Source organism: Pseudomonas sp. H3_A02 (assembly GCF_054671965.1).
Map to the genome: position 1 here is coordinate 748,595 of NZ_CP162807.1, position 16,813 is coordinate 765,407.

The 16,813-nt window shown below is 57.7% G+C and carries 16 protein-coding genes; 9 read left to right on the forward strand and 7 right to left on the reverse strand.

From position 1 onward, the window contains the following. Nucleotides 1-41: 41 nt before the first annotated feature. The 8 genes from hisI to AB4N80_RS03165 all read left to right on the forward strand — a co-directional run bounded on the left by hisI (nucleotide 42) and on the right by AB4N80_RS03165 (nucleotide 5,831). Nucleotides 42-440, forward strand: a complete 399-nt coding sequence (hisI, locus tag AB4N80_RS03130) for a phosphoribosyl-AMP cyclohydrolase (protein WP_003196931.1) — start codon at nucleotides 42-44, stop codon at nucleotides 438-440. Beyond that, on the forward strand, nucleotides 433-765 hold the full coding sequence (locus AB4N80_RS03135) for a phosphoribosyl-ATP diphosphatase (RefSeq protein ID WP_003186671.1): 333 nt from the start codon (nucleotides 433-435) through the stop codon (nucleotides 763-765). The genes hisI and AB4N80_RS03135 overlap by 8 nt, the downstream gene beginning before the upstream one ends. A 24-nt stretch (nucleotides 766-789) precedes the next feature. Further along, nucleotides 790-1,077, forward strand: coding sequence for a twin-arginine translocase TatA/TatE family subunit (locus tag AB4N80_RS03140; protein ID WP_060739575.1), 288 nt, complete (start codon nucleotides 790-792; stop codon nucleotides 1,075-1,077). 10 nt (nucleotides 1,078-1,087) lie between these two features. Beyond that, complete coding sequence (gene tatB, locus AB4N80_RS03145; RefSeq protein ID WP_122565284.1) at nucleotides 1,088-1,507, forward strand: Sec-independent protein translocase protein TatB; 420 nt, start codon at nucleotides 1,088-1,090, stop codon at nucleotides 1,505-1,507. Continuing rightward, nucleotides 1,504-2,301, forward strand: a complete 798-nt coding sequence (gene tatC, locus AB4N80_RS03150) for a twin-arginine translocase subunit TatC (RefSeq protein WP_060739577.1) — start codon at nucleotides 1,504-1,506, stop codon at nucleotides 2,299-2,301. The genes tatB and tatC overlap by 4 nt, the downstream gene beginning before the upstream one ends. After that, nucleotides 2,298-3,005, forward strand: a complete 708-nt coding sequence (locus AB4N80_RS03155; protein WP_122565283.1) for a 16S rRNA (uracil(1498)-N(3))-methyltransferase — start codon at nucleotides 2,298-2,300, stop codon at nucleotides 3,003-3,005. The genes tatC and AB4N80_RS03155 overlap by 4 nt, the downstream gene beginning before the upstream one ends. Before the next feature lie 124 nt (nucleotides 3,006-3,129). Beyond that, complete coding sequence (locus AB4N80_RS03160) at nucleotides 3,130-5,046, forward strand: methyl-accepting chemotaxis protein (RefSeq protein ID WP_122565282.1); 1,917 nt, start codon at nucleotides 3,130-3,132, stop codon at nucleotides 5,044-5,046. Between the two features lie 347 nt (nucleotides 5,047-5,393). Continuing rightward, nucleotides 5,394-5,831 (forward strand): bleomycin resistance protein, encoded by a 438-nt coding sequence (locus AB4N80_RS03165; protein WP_122565281.1) that lies wholly within the window; start codon nucleotides 5,394-5,396, stop codon nucleotides 5,829-5,831. 143 nt (nucleotides 5,832-5,974) lie between these two features. On the opposite strand, the gene AB4N80_RS03170 is transcribed toward AB4N80_RS03165, so the two are convergent. Together AB4N80_RS03170 and AB4N80_RS03175 are read right to left on the reverse strand one after the other, a co-directional pair. Further along, a complete protein-coding gene (locus AB4N80_RS03170) occupies nucleotides 5,975-6,916 on the reverse strand; it encodes an NAD(P)-dependent oxidoreductase (RefSeq protein ID WP_460080643.1) in 942 nt (313 codons plus the stop codon). Then, nucleotides 6,913-8,106, reverse strand: coding sequence for a pyridoxal phosphate-dependent aminotransferase (locus AB4N80_RS03175; protein ID WP_460080646.1), 1,194 nt, complete (start codon nucleotides 8,104-8,106; stop codon nucleotides 6,913-6,915). Before AB4N80_RS03175 ends, AB4N80_RS03170 begins: the two co-directional genes overlap by 4 nt. 498 nt (nucleotides 8,107-8,604) lie before the next feature. On the opposite strand from AB4N80_RS03175, the gene AB4N80_RS03180 reads away from it, so the two are divergent. Continuing rightward, the gene (locus AB4N80_RS03180; RefSeq protein WP_460080648.1) at nucleotides 8,605-9,660 is read left to right on the forward strand and encodes an RHS repeat-associated core domain-containing protein; all 1,056 of its coding nucleotides are present in this window, start codon (nucleotides 8,605-8,607) and stop codon (nucleotides 9,658-9,660) included. Between the two features lie 60 nt (nucleotides 9,661-9,720). Here AB4N80_RS03180 and mdoH read toward each other — a convergent pair whose 3' ends face one another. The 5 genes from mdoH to AB4N80_RS03205 form a co-directional block, all read right to left on the reverse strand. Beyond that, nucleotides 9,721-12,291: a glucans biosynthesis glucosyltransferase MdoH gene (mdoH, locus tag AB4N80_RS03185; RefSeq protein ID WP_122565277.1), complete on the reverse strand. Its 2,571-nt coding sequence runs from the start codon at nucleotides 12,289-12,291 to the stop codon at nucleotides 9,721-9,723. Next, on the reverse strand, nucleotides 12,284-14,056 hold the full coding sequence (locus AB4N80_RS03190) for a glucan biosynthesis protein G (protein WP_122565372.1): 1,773 nt from the start codon (nucleotides 14,054-14,056) through the stop codon (nucleotides 12,284-12,286). The genes mdoH and AB4N80_RS03190 overlap by 8 nt, the downstream gene beginning before the upstream one ends. Before the next feature lie 320 nt (nucleotides 14,057-14,376). Further along, nucleotides 14,377-14,814, reverse strand: coding sequence for a D-aminoacyl-tRNA deacylase (dtd, locus tag AB4N80_RS03195; RefSeq protein WP_053117600.1), 438 nt, complete (start codon nucleotides 14,812-14,814; stop codon nucleotides 14,377-14,379). Beyond that, a complete protein-coding gene (gene pip, locus AB4N80_RS03200; protein WP_003196909.1) occupies nucleotides 14,811-15,782 on the reverse strand; it encodes a prolyl aminopeptidase in 972 nt (323 codons plus the stop codon). Before pip ends, dtd begins: the two co-directional genes overlap by 4 nt. A 105-nt stretch (nucleotides 15,783-15,887) precedes the next feature. Then, nucleotides 15,888-16,802, reverse strand: coding sequence for an alpha/beta hydrolase (locus tag AB4N80_RS03205; protein WP_460080653.1), 915 nt, complete (start codon nucleotides 16,800-16,802; stop codon nucleotides 15,888-15,890). Nucleotides 16,803-16,813 lie beyond the last annotated feature (11 nt).

The window sequence follows — 16,813 nt, forward strand, 5'->3', positions numbered from 1 at the left end:
CCCGCCGACGTCAGGTGCGCGGTCCATGGTCGGAGTCGAAGATGAAAAACTGGCAGGACGAGATCAAGTGGGACGCTGACGGCCTGGTGCCGGCCATCGCCCAGGATCACAAGACCGGGCGCGTGCTGATGATGGCCTGGATGAACCGCGAAGCGCTGGCCCTGACCGCCGCCGAGAACCGCGCCATCTATTGGTCACGTTCCCGTGGCAAGCTGTGGCGCAAAGGTGAAGAGTCCGGGCATGTGCAGCACCTGCATGAGATGCGTCTGGACTGCGACGGCGACGTCATCATCCTGATGGTCGAGCAGGTCGGCGAGATTGCCTGCCACACCGGCCGTCAAAGCTGCTTCTATCGCGTCTTCGAGAACGGCGACTGGAAAACCGTCGACCCGGTGCTCAAGGACCCGCATGCCATTTATTCAGGACATACCCATGAGTGACACCCTGACCCGCCTGGCCCAGGTGCTGGAAGAGCGCAAGGGCGCCGCCGCCGACAGTTCCTATGTCGCCAGCCTGTACCACAAGGGCTTGAACAAGATTCTGGAAAAAGTCGGCGAAGAGTCGGTCGAGACCATCATCGCCGCCAAGGACGCCGCCATCAGCGGCGATTGCAGCGACGTGATCTACGAGACCGCCGACCTGTGGTTCCACAGCCTGGTCATGCTGGCCCAACTGGGGCAGCATCCACAGGCCGTACTGGATGAACTGGACCGTCGCTTCGGTCTGTCCGGGCACGTCGAGAAAGCCTCGCGCCCGTCCGCCTGATCAATTTTTGAGAGGAGTAGCCACATGGGTATCTTTGACTGGAAACACTGGGTCGTCATCCTGGTCGTCGTGGTGCTGGTGTTCGGTACCAAGAAACTGAAGAACCTCGGCACCGATGTCGGCGAGTCGATCAAGGGTTTTCGCAAGGCCATGAACGATGACGAGAAACCGGCCGATCCGACGACCAACCAGGCTCAGCCCGCACAACCGACCCAACCGGTACACCCACAGGCCACTCAGCCGGTGAATGCGCCGAACACCATCGACGTGCAGGCCCAGAAAGTCGAAGAGCCCATTCGCAAAGACTCGTGAGCACTGACTAATGTTTGGGATCAGCTTCACTGAACTGCTGCTCGTCGGCCTCGTCGCCCTGCTGGTATTGGGCCCCGAGCGTCTGCCGGGCGCTGCGCGCACCGCCGGTCTCTGGATCGGGCGCCTGAAGCGCAGCTTCAATGCGATCAAACAGGAAGTTGAACGTGAAATCGGCGCCGACGACATCCGTCGGCAACTTCACAACGAACACATTCTGTCCCTGGAGCAGGAAGCGCGGAAAATCTTCACGCCGACCCAGCAGGAACCGACGCCAGTCCAGCCTGTGGCCGAGCCGATCGTGGCTTCCCAAGCGCCAGAGAGTGGCACGCCGGTGGCTGAACCGGCGCCCGTGACACCGACGGCAGCGGATACAGCGCCCCACGCTGTCCCTGCGCCTAACGATCCTACTTTGCCGCCGCGAGCCCCATGAGCGATATCCCTGAAAACGACCAGCCGATGCCGCTGGTATCGCACCTCACCGAGTTGCGCACCCGCCTGCTGCGTTGCGTCGCGGCGGTTTTCATCATCTTCGCCGGGCTGTTTTCCTTCACCCAGCAGATCTACACCTTCGTCTCCACGCCGCTGCGCCAGTACCTGCCGGTAGGCGCGACGATGATCGCCACCGACGTGTCGTCGCCGTTCCTGACGCCACTGAAGCTGACGATGATGGTCTCGCTGTTCCTGGCGATCCCGGTGATCCTGCACCAGATCTGGGGTTTCATCGCCCCGGGCCTGTACAAGCATGAAAAACGCATCGCCGTACCGCTGTTGGTATCCAGCATCCTGCTGTTCTACACCGGCATGGCCTTCGCCTATTACCTGGTGTTCCCGCTGATCTTCAAGTTCTTCGCCGCCGCCACCCCGGCGGGCGTGGAGATGATGACCGACATCAGCAGCTACCTGGATTTCGTCATGACGCTGTTCTTCGCCTTCGGCGTGGCGTTCGAAATCCCCGTGGCCGTGGTGCTGCTGGTGTGGATCGGCGTGGTCGACGTGGCCTACCTGAAGAAGATCCGCCCCTACGTGATCATCGGCTGCTTCGTGGTCGGCATGATCCTCACCCCGCCGGACATTTTCTCCCAGACCCTGCTGGCCGTGCCGATGTGGCTGCTGTTCGAAATCGGCATCCTGTTCGGTGGCCTGGTGCGCAAGCGCCGGGAAGAAGAACCCGAGGACCAGCCGGTCGATGACCACAACGACCAGCCGCCAGCGACCCAAGCGTGAACCTGCTGCTGCTCGAAGAGGCCGACTTCATTGGGCCTGACCGCGTGATCCTGAGCGATCGCCGGTTGACCCACATGCAGGAAGTCCATCGCAGTGCCGTCGGTGACAGCCTGCGCGTCGGGCGCATCGGCGGGTTGATGGGCTCGGCCCAGGTGCTGCGCCTGGAGGCTCGCGAGGCCGAACTGCAAGTGACCCTCGACCAGGCGCCGCCGGCCAAGTTGCCGTTGACCCTGGTGCTGGCGCTGCCGCGCCCGAAAATGCTCCGGCGAGTGTTCCAGACCATCGCCACCATGGGCGTGCCGCGGGTGGTGCTGGTCAACAGCTATCGCGTGGAAAAGAGCTTTTGGCAGACGCCGTTCCTCGAACCCGAGGCCATTCGCGAGCAACTGATCCTGGGCCTGGAGCAGGCCCGGGACAGCGTGTTGCCTGAGGTGGTTATCGAGAAACGCTTCAAGCCTTTTGTCGAGGACCGCCTGCCGGCCATCGCCAACGGCACCCTCGGACTGGTCGGCCACCCTGGCAACCACCCACCCTGCCCGCGAGCACTCACGGAGCCGGTGACCTTGGCCATCGGCCCCGAAGGCGGTTGGATTCCCTACGAGATCGACCTACTGGGCAAGGCCGGCTTGCAACCGGTACAACTGGGCGAGCGGATTCTGCGGGTCGAGACCGCGGTTACCGCATTGCTTGCAAGGTTGTTCTGAAAGGCATCTCTGCTTCGCCACAAATAAGCCACTCGGAGAATCCTGAGCTCATTTCTACAGATCCCGTCAAAGCCGCCGATACAGTGCCCATAAAACCAATTCAGCGCTCCAAGGGAGTATCAGCATGTTCCGGTGGCTTGCCCAGGGTCTGGGAAATGTAAGCGTTAATCGCAAACTCGGTGCAGGCTTCGGCCTGGTGCTGTTCCTCACCTTGATGATCGCATTCACCGGTTGGTCCGGCCTGGGCAATGTCATCAGCCGGGGCGATAAACTGGGGTTCATTGCCAGTCTCAACGACTTGAGCAAAGACTTGAATCTGGCCAGCATCGACTACAACAGCACGCGGGGCGAGAAAGGGCCGCAACAGGTCAACGACCTGCTGGGCAAGCTCGAAGAGGGCCTGAAGACTGCTCGCCAGTTGATCGAACAACCGGCCGATGTGGCGTTGATCGATGCACAGCTGGCCGCCGTTGCCGAATACAAGAGTGCCTTCGCCCAGATGACCAGCGCCACCGTCAGCCGCGAAGACGCCCGCAGCAAGCTCGGCGCCAGCGCCGACAACGCCGTGGCCCGCGTTGCCGAGGTGGAAAAAGCATTGCTGCAAAGCGGCGACGTTACTCAATTCAACAACGTGGTGGCCCTGAGCAAGGCGATCCAGCAGGCCCGCTATCAGGTTCGCGGCTACACCTACAGCGGAAAAAGCGAGGCCCAGCAGCCCGCCATCGATGCAATCACCGATGTCCTGAAACTGCTGGCACGCTTGCCGGCCCAGCTACCCGAGGAGTTCGCCGATAGTCTTCAGCAGGCCAGCGACTCGATGAACGTCTATCGCGCGGCGGTCAGCCAGTTCCGCGACTCCCAGATCGATAATGGCGCCGCGTTGCAGCGCATGAGTGAGCAAGGCCACGTACTGATCGATTCCAGTCAGAAGCTCACCGTGTCCCAGACGGCGGTGCGAGACCACGATACCGCCCAGGCCAAGACCGTTCTCATCGCAGCGGCTGCGCTGGCCCTGCTGTTCGGCGTGATTGCAGCGCTGCTCATCACCCGGCAGATCGTCGGCCCACTCAACGACACCTTGAAGGTTGCCGAACGCGTAGCCGCTGGCGACCTGACCCACAACCTCACGTCTGACCGTCGCGACGAACTGGGCCAACTGCAACGCGCCATGCAAAGCATGACCGTGGGCCTGCGGCAATTGATCGGTGGCATCGGCGAAGGTGTCACGCAAATCGCCAGCGCCGCCGAACAGCTCTCGGCCGTGACCGAGCAGACCAGCGCCGGGGTCAACAGTCAAAAGGTGGAAACCGATCAGGTCGCCACCGCCATGCATGAAATGACCGCCACGGTGCAGGAAGTCGCCCGCAACGCCGAGGAAGCCTCCGAAGCCGCCGTCGCTGCCGACCAACAGGCCCGCGAAGGCGAAAAAGTCGTCGGTGAAGCCATCGCCCAGATCGAACGCCTGGCCCTCGAAGTGGGCAACTCCACCGCGGCGATGGGCGACCTGAAGCGTGAAAGCGACAAGATCGGCAGCGTGCTCGACGTGATCAAGTCCGTAGCCCAGCAAACCAACCTGCTGGCCCTCAACGCCGCCATCGAAGCGGCCCGTGCCGGGGAAGCAGGGCGTGGTTTTGCAGTGGTCGCCGATGAGGTTCGCAGCCTGGCGCAGCGCACCCAGAAGTCCACCGAAGAAATCGAAGAGCTGATCGTCGGCCTGCAATCGGGGACCCAGCAGGTCGCGACCATCATGGACAACAGCCGCAACCTGACCGATAACAGCGTCGAACTGACCCGCCGCGCGGGGGGCTCGCTGGAGAACATCACTCGCACGGTTTCGGCGATCCAGTCGATGAACCAGCAGATCGCCGCTGCGGCCGAGCAGCAGAGCGCTGTGGCTGAGGAGATCAACCGTAGTGTGCTGAATGTACGTGATGTTTCGGAGCAGACGGCGTCGTCCAGTGAGGAGACTGCCGCTTCGAGTGCGGAATTGGCCCGGCTAGGCGTGCACTTGCAGACGCTGGTAGGGCGGTTCAAAGTTTAGAGGCATAGGCGCGTTTGTCACCAACGGCCGCTTAACGAGTTGCTCCAAACACATAACGCATGAAGCAGTGCATCAGTCCCTATTGGAGCTGAGGCACTGCTCTACCAATATGTGATGTTCGACATGTGTCTCTGCAGATTTATCATCCTTAAATAACCTCGCTGCTTTGGCCACCGGCCTACTTTAACTTTCAGACATAATTTATAACTGCGGCATTATCGTCAAACGATCGCAGCCAACATAAACAATGACAAAAGCATCAGAAAAATCGATTGGACTTTTCTAGAGCTCACGACAGAATGGCACCTCCATTAACTATACGAAACATTCTTCACGGAAGAGGAATTATGGTCACCTTTAACAAGCTTATACCTGAACTGATTGTGTCCGACATCAAGGCAAGCTCAAGATTTTATTGCAAGATCATTGGGTTCAGCGTTGAGTATGAAAGACCGAACGACGGCTTCATGTTCATCTCCTATCACGGTAGCCAGTTAATGCTGGAACAAGACGATCACGAAGAGTCACCGTGGCGAGTAGGCCCGCTACAAAAACCTTATGGACGCGGAATGAACCTCTCAATTGATTGCCCCGATGTCAGAGCGTTAGCGAAAACATTGATCGGTTCGGGATACGAGCTGCATAAACCAATAGAAGAATGCTGGTACAAAGAGAACAACCTGCTTCAAGGTCAAAGCAATTTTCTCGTATTAGACCCGGATGGTTATTTACTTAGGTTCGCTCAATACTTAGGCTCCAAGTCCAGCCGCAATGAACTAAGGTAAGCAAATGCTTGACTGAACACTCACCTTCTTGGAGAAGGTGAGCGTTTGTCACTCAAACGCCAAAAGGCCAATCATTAGGCAATAACCAATACAGCGCATGCCAATTTTTTTCGATAAACCTTTCGAATGAAAACTCATTGATCTTAACGCCCACTGACACCATGAAGGGTTTTCACAGCCTGAAGGAAAATGTTTTTAACGGTTACTTTCTCCTGTGCCGCCAAATGCGAGGTAACCACTAACTTTTTTGCGGGCAATGAGAGCAAACCATAGGGATCATCATGTTGTCCTTTGTTATCCACCCATTCGCTGTAATAGCCATCGATAAAACAAAATGCATCCGTATTGCGATTGAGGTAGGTCTTGAGCGCACGCGGGCAGATAATTTTTGGGTTGGACAAGTTCAATATCATCAGCTCCGTTGACGCGCGGGCCAATACAGATTCATCGATAAGATTGAAGGTTTCGGCACAACCACTAAGATGAATACATAAAACATCAACGGTGTTAACCAGATCACCGAGTGAGGTATACTGCAGGCCCAATGATTTTTCCAGAGACTCCTTCCGATTCCGGGACCAATAGCACATATTTTCAGATCCACGCATATGAAGCTGATATGCCACCTCTCCCGCAATCGATCCCATGCCAACAAAGCCAACTTTAAGATTCAACAATGATCGCCTGGGCGTCTGTATCCAAGCGTTACCCGCCTTCACACCTTCAGCGCTTTCAAATACCCTTGCCGAACAGAGGACAATCATTGCCAACGTAAACTCAGCCACCGCCTGCACGTTTAGGTTGGGCGTATTGGCTAATTTTATGCCTTTGTCGGTAACACACTGCACGTCCACAAAACTGGAGGTACCTGTTCCCATCACAACTATATTCTCTAACCGAGTGGCGGCTTCAATCAGCTCCGCAGACAGGTATTCCGGCCCACCCAAAATATAGTCGTGCACATCGGGTAATACCTCTAAAATTTGCCGCTCATCAATAGGACGTCTAATGTGAATGAGTTCAATACTGTCTGGGAATACCGCCTTGTCAATATCAAAATCCCCAGTTACCAGGAGCTTTCTCATTGCGAAATCATCTCTACAGAATCATTGTAATCTTTGGCCGATTCAAGCTCGAGTAGGGCTTGTCTCAAGCGAGAGAGCGAAAACTCGAATTGATCATCAGGTTTCAAAAGCGCAATTCTTATACGGTCGTGCCCTGCAACCTCATGACTATTCCAATAGAAATACCTCCCCGGCAACACGGCCACATCATAAGTTGCAAGATAGTCAGTTAATTCAAGGTCCGATAGCCCAGTTCGTTTTATGTCAAGCCACATGACTGTCATGCCCGAATGCGAATGTGGCGAATCAACACAAACCTGTGTTCCTACGAGCTGGGATCGGACTATTTCTGCATTTTTGGTAATAATCGAATGCACATAAGTGAGCCCCCCTCTTTTTAGAGTCGCCTCAATAAATGCAATGATCACCCTCAGTACAAAATTGGAACAGCAAAGATAAACTTCTTCGTAGATGGCTCTGATTTCCTGTGCCAAATTTTTGCTATATGACAGCAGACTGGCCTTGGCATCCAACGTTGGCCATTGCTTACCGGTATCCTCCAGAACGATAAATGACGCGCCCTTTTCAACCAGGAGTGCATACTCGTCGATAGCGGTTTTATGGCAGAACCGAAAAGAGGTATCGAGGATTAAAATTATATTGAGCCGACAGCATAGCACCACAATATTTTTCATCATGGCTGCATCAATGACGAAACCTGTCGGGTTATTGGGATTGACCATGAACAAAGCGTCAAGTTTTTTGTTCTGAATAAACCTTTCTAGCAAACCCAGGTCCGAAAACATGCTTTCTGGAACAGCTTCAAGCTCGACTTCCCTACGCCGAAGTAACTGGGCGAGGTTGTCAAATGTGGGTTCGACAAGGCCTATTTTCAACTGCTTTGATCGCGCCCACGCTCCCACTATGTCTATGCTGTTTGATGCGGTAGGGCAGATCGAAAAATGCTGGTGTTTTTTTAAACCAGGAAGCGCGAAATAATCTGCAAAAACATCTTTGAAAGCCATTTCCATTTGCGGAATAGGCGTCTCGGCCGCCGAACCCCATAAGTCAGGCAACTCAGACAACACACCTCTAAAATGCGCTATCGCGGAAATGTAACTATGACCATCGGCAAGATTATATTTTGCCGACAATCCAAAAACTTCATGTTCAGTCAGGCTCTGGCTTTGGTAATCAGGCATAAGGCTCATCGGGTTTCCAATCGGCTAATTTTATATTTAGTTCGACCTTGATCCAAGACTGCCTTCCATGACGAACCAAACCTTAATAACCAGGCACCTGCATGTAAAGTTGATATACCCACAACTAGTTATCTAGATATTTCCCACGCTTAACCGACAGACAAAGCTGATACTTACGACAGGAAATTTTGTAACGTAGATATTCGACAAACCATCGACTTTATAGGCTAAAGTATTGTTACCACGACATGCCTACTAGCGCACCTACTCGCAACACACCCAATAACTTATCCCGCATTTCAAAATATCTCACAGTAATAATTTGTATGCCTTTGGCAAGCATAGGGTGGACATTAAAAATGTTACAATCTGTCACCTTTCAGTGAAAGCGCTTGACCTGCCATCGCCCACGCTGAGCACTCTCAAAAACCTATCAGTTCTGATAGTAGACAACATTTCCATTCCGGCCGAGACTGAGTTAATTGTCTGTTTCCTGGAAAACGATCGATGTCGAACACTTCTGACAGACTATTAATTCAATATCGATACGATGCTCTCGATCTTCTGGTCAGCTACGTGCCTACCAACCAACCCCGGTGTGACCGGTTCTATCTATTAGATCGGCTCGCTACAGAAATCCAAGGATCCATTCAGTATCAGGTTTTTCAGACCATGGATGTCTTGCTGGCGGAAAACTACAGAGGAAACAACCCGCGTACGTCACTCCTGTTGACCGACAAGCATCGCTCGGTGCTGCAGAGCAGCGACGGCACCTCAATCTATACGCCTTACGGTCATCGCACCGCTCAAGGGGGCCTGAGCAGTCTTCTGGCTTTCAACGGCGAAAGGAACGATACAATCACGGGTTACTACTTGCTGGGAAATGGGCACCGTGCGTTCAATCCTGTTCTGATGCGTTTTAACAGCCCTGACAGCTTGAGCCCCTTTGGGGACGGAGGACTGAACTGTTATGCATATTGCCAGGGGGACCCCATTAATCGTACGGATCCCACGGGACGGATTCCGCACGGGTTGCTGTGGTTTGCAAATGGGCTGATGGAGTTCGGCGGGAGCTATGTACTTCCGTTCCTTGCTCCTAAAGCGCTGGCACGACGGCTTCCATTTGTCGCTGGCGCCAAATTCGGGCGCGCCACCAAAGTAGTGGCGGCCAGCAGCGCCTTCGCAGGGACCGTCAGCTATATAGTGCTGAACCGAATGGAGGCGCATCATCCTGAATCACCCGTCAATGACCCGCTCCTGATCGCCCTGGTGGCGCTGGCGGCGATTGGCATGGTGAGTGGTTTTGGTGCTTTGCTGCATAAACGAGCTCAACTGCCCCGAGCTCTGAATCCATTGAACCCACGCCGCCCTGGTCACTATCTTATTGCCAAACGCCCTAGCCATTCATCAATACCTACCGCCCCCCGAGAATCTCTAGTCTCCTCACCTGTTTCCTCGACGACTCCACGAAATTCAGGTTTTAACGAACGAAGGAGAATATTTGATCAGGGCGAGTTCAGGTTTACGCTAAAAGCTTTGGATATCCGAAGAAATTCCCGTTAGCAATGACCCTATGAATGGCGCACACAAACAAAAAGCCCCGCTAGTTAGCGGGGCTCTTCGTCATGCAACTTGAGGCTGAACGCTCACCGGCTGTAGCGGCAGCAACGGTGCATGAGGGTCGGCCTTGACCGACTCACGCCACGCCGCCAGCCACTCTGGATGTGCCTCGCTCCAGACCTGCTCGTGCAGGCGAGACAAGGCCACCGGGTCGCTCAGCAGGGCCAGGCGCTCGGCATTGCTGAGACCGGCAGGGCCGACCTTCAGGGCGTGCCGAACACGCTCGACCCGCAGCCATTCAATCGGCTCGGCCTGGCCGTGACGCGAGGTGGCCAGCGCATACGCCAAGGCGTTCTGTTGTGGATCGACCACTGCCCGGATGAAACCGTCGTTCAGTGCATGCCAACGGTTCTCATGGGTGTACTGGTCCGTCGACAACAGTTCCTGCGGCGGTGCGTATTCCTCGGGAATCAGGAACAGGCTTTCGTCACGGGACTTCAAGCCCAGGCCCACGCGGCTGGAGATAACCGATACCGGGATCGACAGCATCAGCGAACCAACGATCGGCACCAGCCACCAGAGGAAGCTTGGGTTCAGCCAGATCACCAGCAAAGCCCAGAAGAAGCCCAGTAAGGTTTGTGGGCCGTGGCGCTTGACCGCTTCGCTCCATGGCGTGGAGTCGTCGTCACGTTTCGGCGAGTTCCAGGTCGCGGCCCAGCCCAGGAAAGCGGCAAGGACGAAACGAGTGTGGAAGATCATCCGCACCGGCGCCAGCAGCATGGAGAACAGCATCTCCAGCAGCATCGACATGGTCACCTTGAACTTGCCACCGAATTCCTTCGCGCCTTTGGCCCAGATCAGGACGATGCTCAAGAGCTTGGGCAGGAACAGCAGCACGATGGTCGTCGAGAACAGCGCGATGGCTTTTTCTGGATGCCATTGCGGCCACAGCGGATACAGCTGGCGTGGCTCGAGGAAGTACTGCGGCTCCATCAGCGTGTTCACCGCCAGCAGCGCGGTGGACAGCACCAGGAAGAAGAACCACAGCGGCGCCGATAAGTAGGACATCACGCCGGTCAGAAACACCGCACGGTGCACCGGGTGCATGCCCTTGACCAGGAACAGCCGGAAGTTCATCAGGTTGCCGTGGCACCAGCGACGGTCACGCTTGAGTTCGTCCAGCAGGTTCGGTGGCAGCTCTTCGTAGCTGCCCGGCAGGTCATAAGCAATCCACACGCCCCAGCCGGCACGGCGCATCAGCGCGGCTTCGACGAAGTCGTGGGAGAGGATCGCGCCCGAGAACGCACCTTTACCCGGCAACGGCGCCAAGGCGCAGTGATCGATGAACGGTTTCATGCGGATGATCGCGTTGTGACCCCAATAATGGGATTCGCCCAACTGCCAGAAGTGCAAACCAGCGGTGAACAACGGGCCATACACCCGCGTGGCGAACTGCTGCATGCGCGCATACAACGTGTCCATGCCCGAAGCCCGTGGCGCGGTCTGGATGATGCCGGCGTCCGGCGTGGCTTCCATCAGGCGCACCAGGCTGGTCAGGCATTCGCCGCTCATCACCGAGTCCGCGTCGAGCACGACCATGTACTTGTAATCACTGCCCCAACGACGGCAGAAGTCGTCGAGGTTACCGCTCTTGCGCTTCACGCGACGGCGACGACGGCGGTAGAAGATCTTGCCGAAGCCCCCGGCTTCACGGCAGACATCCAGCCAGGCTTGCTGTTCGGCCACGCAGATGTCGGTTTCGTTACTGTCGCTGAGCACGAAGAAGTCGAAACGATCCAGGTCACCGGTGGCGGCCACCGACTCGAAGGTCGCGCGCAAACCGGCGAATACCCGCGGCACGTCTTCGTTACAGATCGGCATCACCAACGCGGTGCGGGCGTCCTTGGGAATCGGCTCGTTGCCGGCGCTGGCGCCGGAAATACGGTATTTGTCATGGCCGGTGAGCAATTCGAGAAAGCCCATCAGCGCCGTCCAGAAACCCGCCGACACCCAGCAGAACAGGATCCCGAACAGAATCAGGATGCTGGTTTGCAACGCATACGGCAGCACTTGCGTAGCCGTCTGCAGCAACGGTTGGTGCAGGACTTCGTCCAGGTCCACCAGCGACCAGCCCTGGTACGGCATGATGCCTTTCATGTACCAACCAGCCACGATGGTCTGGCCGAGCATCAGGATCAGCAGGATGTAGCGGCGGATCGAACCCACGGTACGCCAGCGTGCATGGGGCAGCACGCGCTCATCCTTGGGCGGCTTCGGCGGGTTGGTACGCCCGGTCAGGCGCCGCCAACCGCGCACCAGGATATTGGTGCGCCACGGTTCCGGCACGACCTTGGTCCGGCGAATCGGCGGAGTCGCCTTCAAGCACACCCGGCCGTTGGCATCGAGGGCCAGCATTTCGGCGTCCTCGAGTTCCTCGGCGGTGCTCAGCGTCAGGCGACGGCCCACCGAGGCTTGAGCCGCCTCGTTGGGTGCGTCGAATGTCGAAGAAGCCAGGCGCTTGTGCAACTCGCTGAATGACGAGCAGCCCGCCAGCTCGGCGCGCTGCTCGTCGGTCATCGGCAAATGGGCCAGATACTCACTGAGAGATTCTGGTTGTACGGACGTATTACTCATCGGCAGGCAACTGGTAGCTCCAGGTCTCGGTCAGGACTTGTTCAGTCTGTTCCGGTTCCTGTGGGGTTGGGGTCGGCTCGGCGGCGGCGGCGGACGCCTTGACGGCCTTGGCTTCTTTCTGCTCGCCGGCTTGCTCGTTGGCTTTCTCTTTTTCGCTCTGCTGCTTGGCGACCTTGTCGGCCTTGGCCAGTGTGGTCACGGAATGCCCGCTGGCTGGCAACTCGACAGGAACCAGCGGCCTGACCAATGCGGCACGCATCTCGGTCGCTTTGCTCGGGTCCTTGATCTTCAGGCGCAGCGTCAGGCGCCAGCCTTTGGTATCAGGGTTGTAGCGCACGCTGTTCTCGACGATCTCGCCGTTGTCGCCCACGCTCACCTGGCTACGCACCTCGGCGTCTTCAGGCAGCGCTTGCAGGGACGGCCCCTCGAAATCCACCAGGTAGGCCACACTGCCGTCCGGTTGACGGATCAGGTTGGACTGCTTCACGTCACCGGTGGAACGCAGGGTCTGTTTGACCCAGGCGCTGTCCGGCGAGTGTAGGTTGGCTTCGTCGAGGGTCCAGTGCAGACGGTAGGCGAAGTCCAGCGGCTGGCCTGGCTCAGGCAGCTTTTCCGGGCTCCAGAACGCAACGATGTTGTCGTTGGTTTCGTCGGCGGTCGGGATTTCAACCAGATCGACAGTACCTTTACCCCAATCGCCTTTCGGTTCGATCCAGGCGCTTGGACGTTTTTCGTAACGGTCATCCAGGTCTTCGTAGTGGCTGAAGTCACGACCCCGTTGCAGCAGGCCGAAACCACGCGGGTTTTCTACCGAGAAGTTGCTCACGGCCAGGTGTTTCGGGTTGTTCAGCGGACGCCAGATCCACTCGCCGTTGCCGGCATGGATGGACAGGCCGCTGGAATCGTGGAGTTCACGACGGTAGTTCAGCACCTTGGACGGCTGGTTGGCGCCGAACAGGAACATGCTGGTCAACGGAGCGATGCCCAGTTTGTTGACGCGATCACGCAGGAATACGCGTGATTTCACGTCGACGACGGTGTCGGTGCCCGGACGCACGGTCAGGCGATAGGCGCCAGTGGCCCGTGGCGAATCCAGCAGGGCGAAGATCACCAAGTGCTTGTCGGTCGGTTTCGGACGCTGGATCCAGAACTCGCGAAAGCGCGGGAATTCCTCACCGGATGGCAGCGCGGTGTCGATGGCCATGCCACGCGCGGACAAGCCGTAGACCTGGCCCTTGCCGATAACGCGGAAATAACTCGCGCCCAGCATGGTCATGATTTCGTCTTGCTTGTCGGCCTTGTTGATCGGGTACAACACGCGGAAACCGGCGTAGCCCAACTGTTCGGTAGCCTTGGGATCGAACTTCACATCACCGAAATCGAAACGTGTCGGGTCGTACTTGATCTCGTCGACGGTGGTCGCGGTGATTTCGTTGATCTTCACCGGCGTGTCGAAATGCATGCCCTGGTGATAGAAGGACAGCCGGAACGGGGTCTTCTGGTCGGCCCATTCAGCTTTTTCGGTGCGGAAACGGATTTTCTGATAATCGGCGAATTTCATTTCGCGGAATTCGTTCGGCAAATTGCTGCGCGGGGCTTCGAACTTCTGCCCGGCCAATTCTTGTGCCTTCGCCGATACATCATCCAGGCTGAATGCCCACAGTTGGCCCGCGCCGAACAGGCACAACAGGGCCGAGCCCGTTACCAGGGCGCTTCTCAACCGTTTGGCAGTCATTTTTGGTGCATTACAGGGACTAACAATCACGAGCAACCCTCGCCGAAAACTGATCAAAAAACCAACGGCCAGATAAAGTATCTGCACGGTAACGGTGCTGAAAAACCGTTCCTGCGGACCACTCTTGCCAAGTTGGCGAGCATTGTTCCGACTCCGACGGGGCAAAATGATTCCCCAAACGGTCCAGGACAACTCTCTACCTAAGTCAAATGGATCAGCGAACGCTGATCCCCCGTAGCGCGCGATTATCTAGTAGCCCGCGTGACAACGCATCAGGGGTAGCAAAGTATTTATCGAGAAAACTCCCTGTTTGACCTCGAAACAGAACCGAAAAGATGTTTCAAACGCTTTCAGGACTGTAACAGGAAGGTTACCGGGCCATCATTGACCAGATGAACCTGCATGTCGGCGCCGAATCTACCTGATGCCACAGTGCCATGCACCTGTTTCGCCTGGGTCAGCAAATAGTTGAACAACTCTTCGCCCAAGGCCGGTGGCGCGGCCGTGGAAAAACTCGGGCGCAAGCCGCTTTTGGTGTCGGCCGCCAAGGTGAACTGCGACACCAGCAGCAACCCACCACCGACATCCACCAAGGACAGGTTCATCTTGCCCTCGGCGTCGCTGAACACTCGATAGTTAAGCAGTTTGTGCAGGAGTTTGTCGGCGCTGGCCCGGGTATCCCCGGGCTCAACGGCCACCAACACCAACAAGCCCTGGTCCACGGCCCCGACGATCTCGCCCGCCACTTCGACCCGGGCGCCACGCACCCGTTGCAACAGCCCCTTCATGCTTCTTCGGGCGGCAGATCAAGCAGGCGCCGGGCCATTTGCGCGGCGGCGCGCACCAGTGCATCGGTAATCCCCGGCTCCGAAGCGGCGTGACCGGCATCGCGGATCACCTGCAGCTCGCTGTTGGGCCAGTTCTGATGTAGCTCCCAGGCATTGTCCAATGGGCAGATGACGTCGTAGCGGCCGTGCACGATGACGCCCGGCAAATGGGCGATCTTGCCCATGTCGCGAATCAACTGGTTGGGTTCGAGGAAGGCGTTGTTGGTGAAGTAGTGGCATTCGATCCGGGCGATGGACAGCGCCCGTTGCGGCTCGGAGAAGCGATCGACCACCAGCGGGTTCGGACGCAGGGTCGCGGTGCGACCTTCCCAGGTGGACCAGGCCTTGGCCGCGTGCATCTGGGCGATCTGGTCGTTGCCGGTCAGGCGTTTGTGGAAAGCGCTGAGCAGGTCATCGCGCTCGTCCAACGGGATCGGTGCGATGTAGTCCTGCCAGTAGTCGGGAAACAGGCGACTGGCGCCAGCCTGATAGAACCACTCGATTTCCTGCGGACGGCAGAGAAAGATCCCACGCAGGATCAGGCCATGCACCCGCTCCGGATGGGTCTGGGCATACGCCAGGGCCAGGGTCGAACCCCAGGAACCGCCGAACAGCACCCATTTCTCGATGCCCAGGTGCTTGCGGATGCGCTCCAGGTCTTCGACCAGATCCCAGGTGGTGTTGTTTTCCAGGCTGGCGTGGGGGGTGGACCGACCGCACCCGCGCTGGTCGAAGGTGACGATGCGGTACAGGTTCGGATCGAAGTAACGACGGCTCTGCGCATCGCAGCCGGCACCCGGGCCGCCGTGAATGAACACCACTGGCAGGCCTTCCGGGGAACCGCTTTCATCGACATAGAGCGTGTGGGTGTCATCGACAGCCAGATCGTGCCGGGCATGGGGTTTGATCTGCGGGTACAAAGTCTGCATTGCGCGCTCCGTAAGGGGTCGAGTCATCCCTGTAGGGACTTCTATTTAGTCTGCCGTTCGGCATCATAAACCCGAATGACCTTAATGAGCATGCCCCCTGCGCAGTCAAAGCATGTCAGCCAGGTACGCCAACAGCGCGCGATACATCCGATCGACCTCTGGCACCTGGCCCCGGCCACGCAGGCAACCGTGGACCAACCCTTTGCCGAGATACAGCACGGCGTCGCCTCCTGCGGCGTTCAGCCGCTCGCTGTAACGGACGCCATCGTCGCGCAGCGGGTCCCATTGCGCGACGGCGACCAGGGCTGGCGGCAAGCCGCTCAAGTCGGCGGCAAGTAGCGGCATGGCATAGGGCGAGGGCCGAGCGCCACCCAGGTACAGCGCCTCATAACGTGCCAGGTCGCGGCTGCTCAGGAGTGGGGCATCGAAGCACTCGTGGCGCGAGGGCAGATCCGCGGGGCCGCCGAGCGCCGGATAAATCAAGACCTGGGCCCGGGGTAATGGTTGTCCATCGTCGCGCAAGGCCAGGCATAACGCGGCGGCGAGATTGCCGCCGGCACTGTCACCAACCACCAGCCGACGACGCGGGTCGATGGCAAACGGGGCGTCCGTCAGGTGACGCCACACTGCGAGGCAATCTTCGAAACCGGCCGGAAATGGATGTTCCGGGGCCAGCCGGTAATCCACCGCCACCACCAACGCGCCCAGCTCAGCCGCCAGCGCCATGCAGATGAAGTCATGGGAGTCCAGGTCCCCCACCACCCAACCGCCACCGTGCAGGTAAAGAAGGCATGGCCAGCCGGCAATCGGTGCCGCGCGCTGCGGGTAATAGGCCCGCACCGCCACGCCGGCCAGCTCGAAATCCTCGATGGCCAGCGTCGGCGGACATGGGGGACTGAACGCCCGGCACATTCGGCTGTAGGCCTGGCGCGAACCGGCGAGGCTGTCGTCCGGGCTGGTGAAGCTCAGGGTCTGGTCGATGAAGGCTGATATCTGTTTAGAGAGTGGATATGAGGCCATGATGAACACCA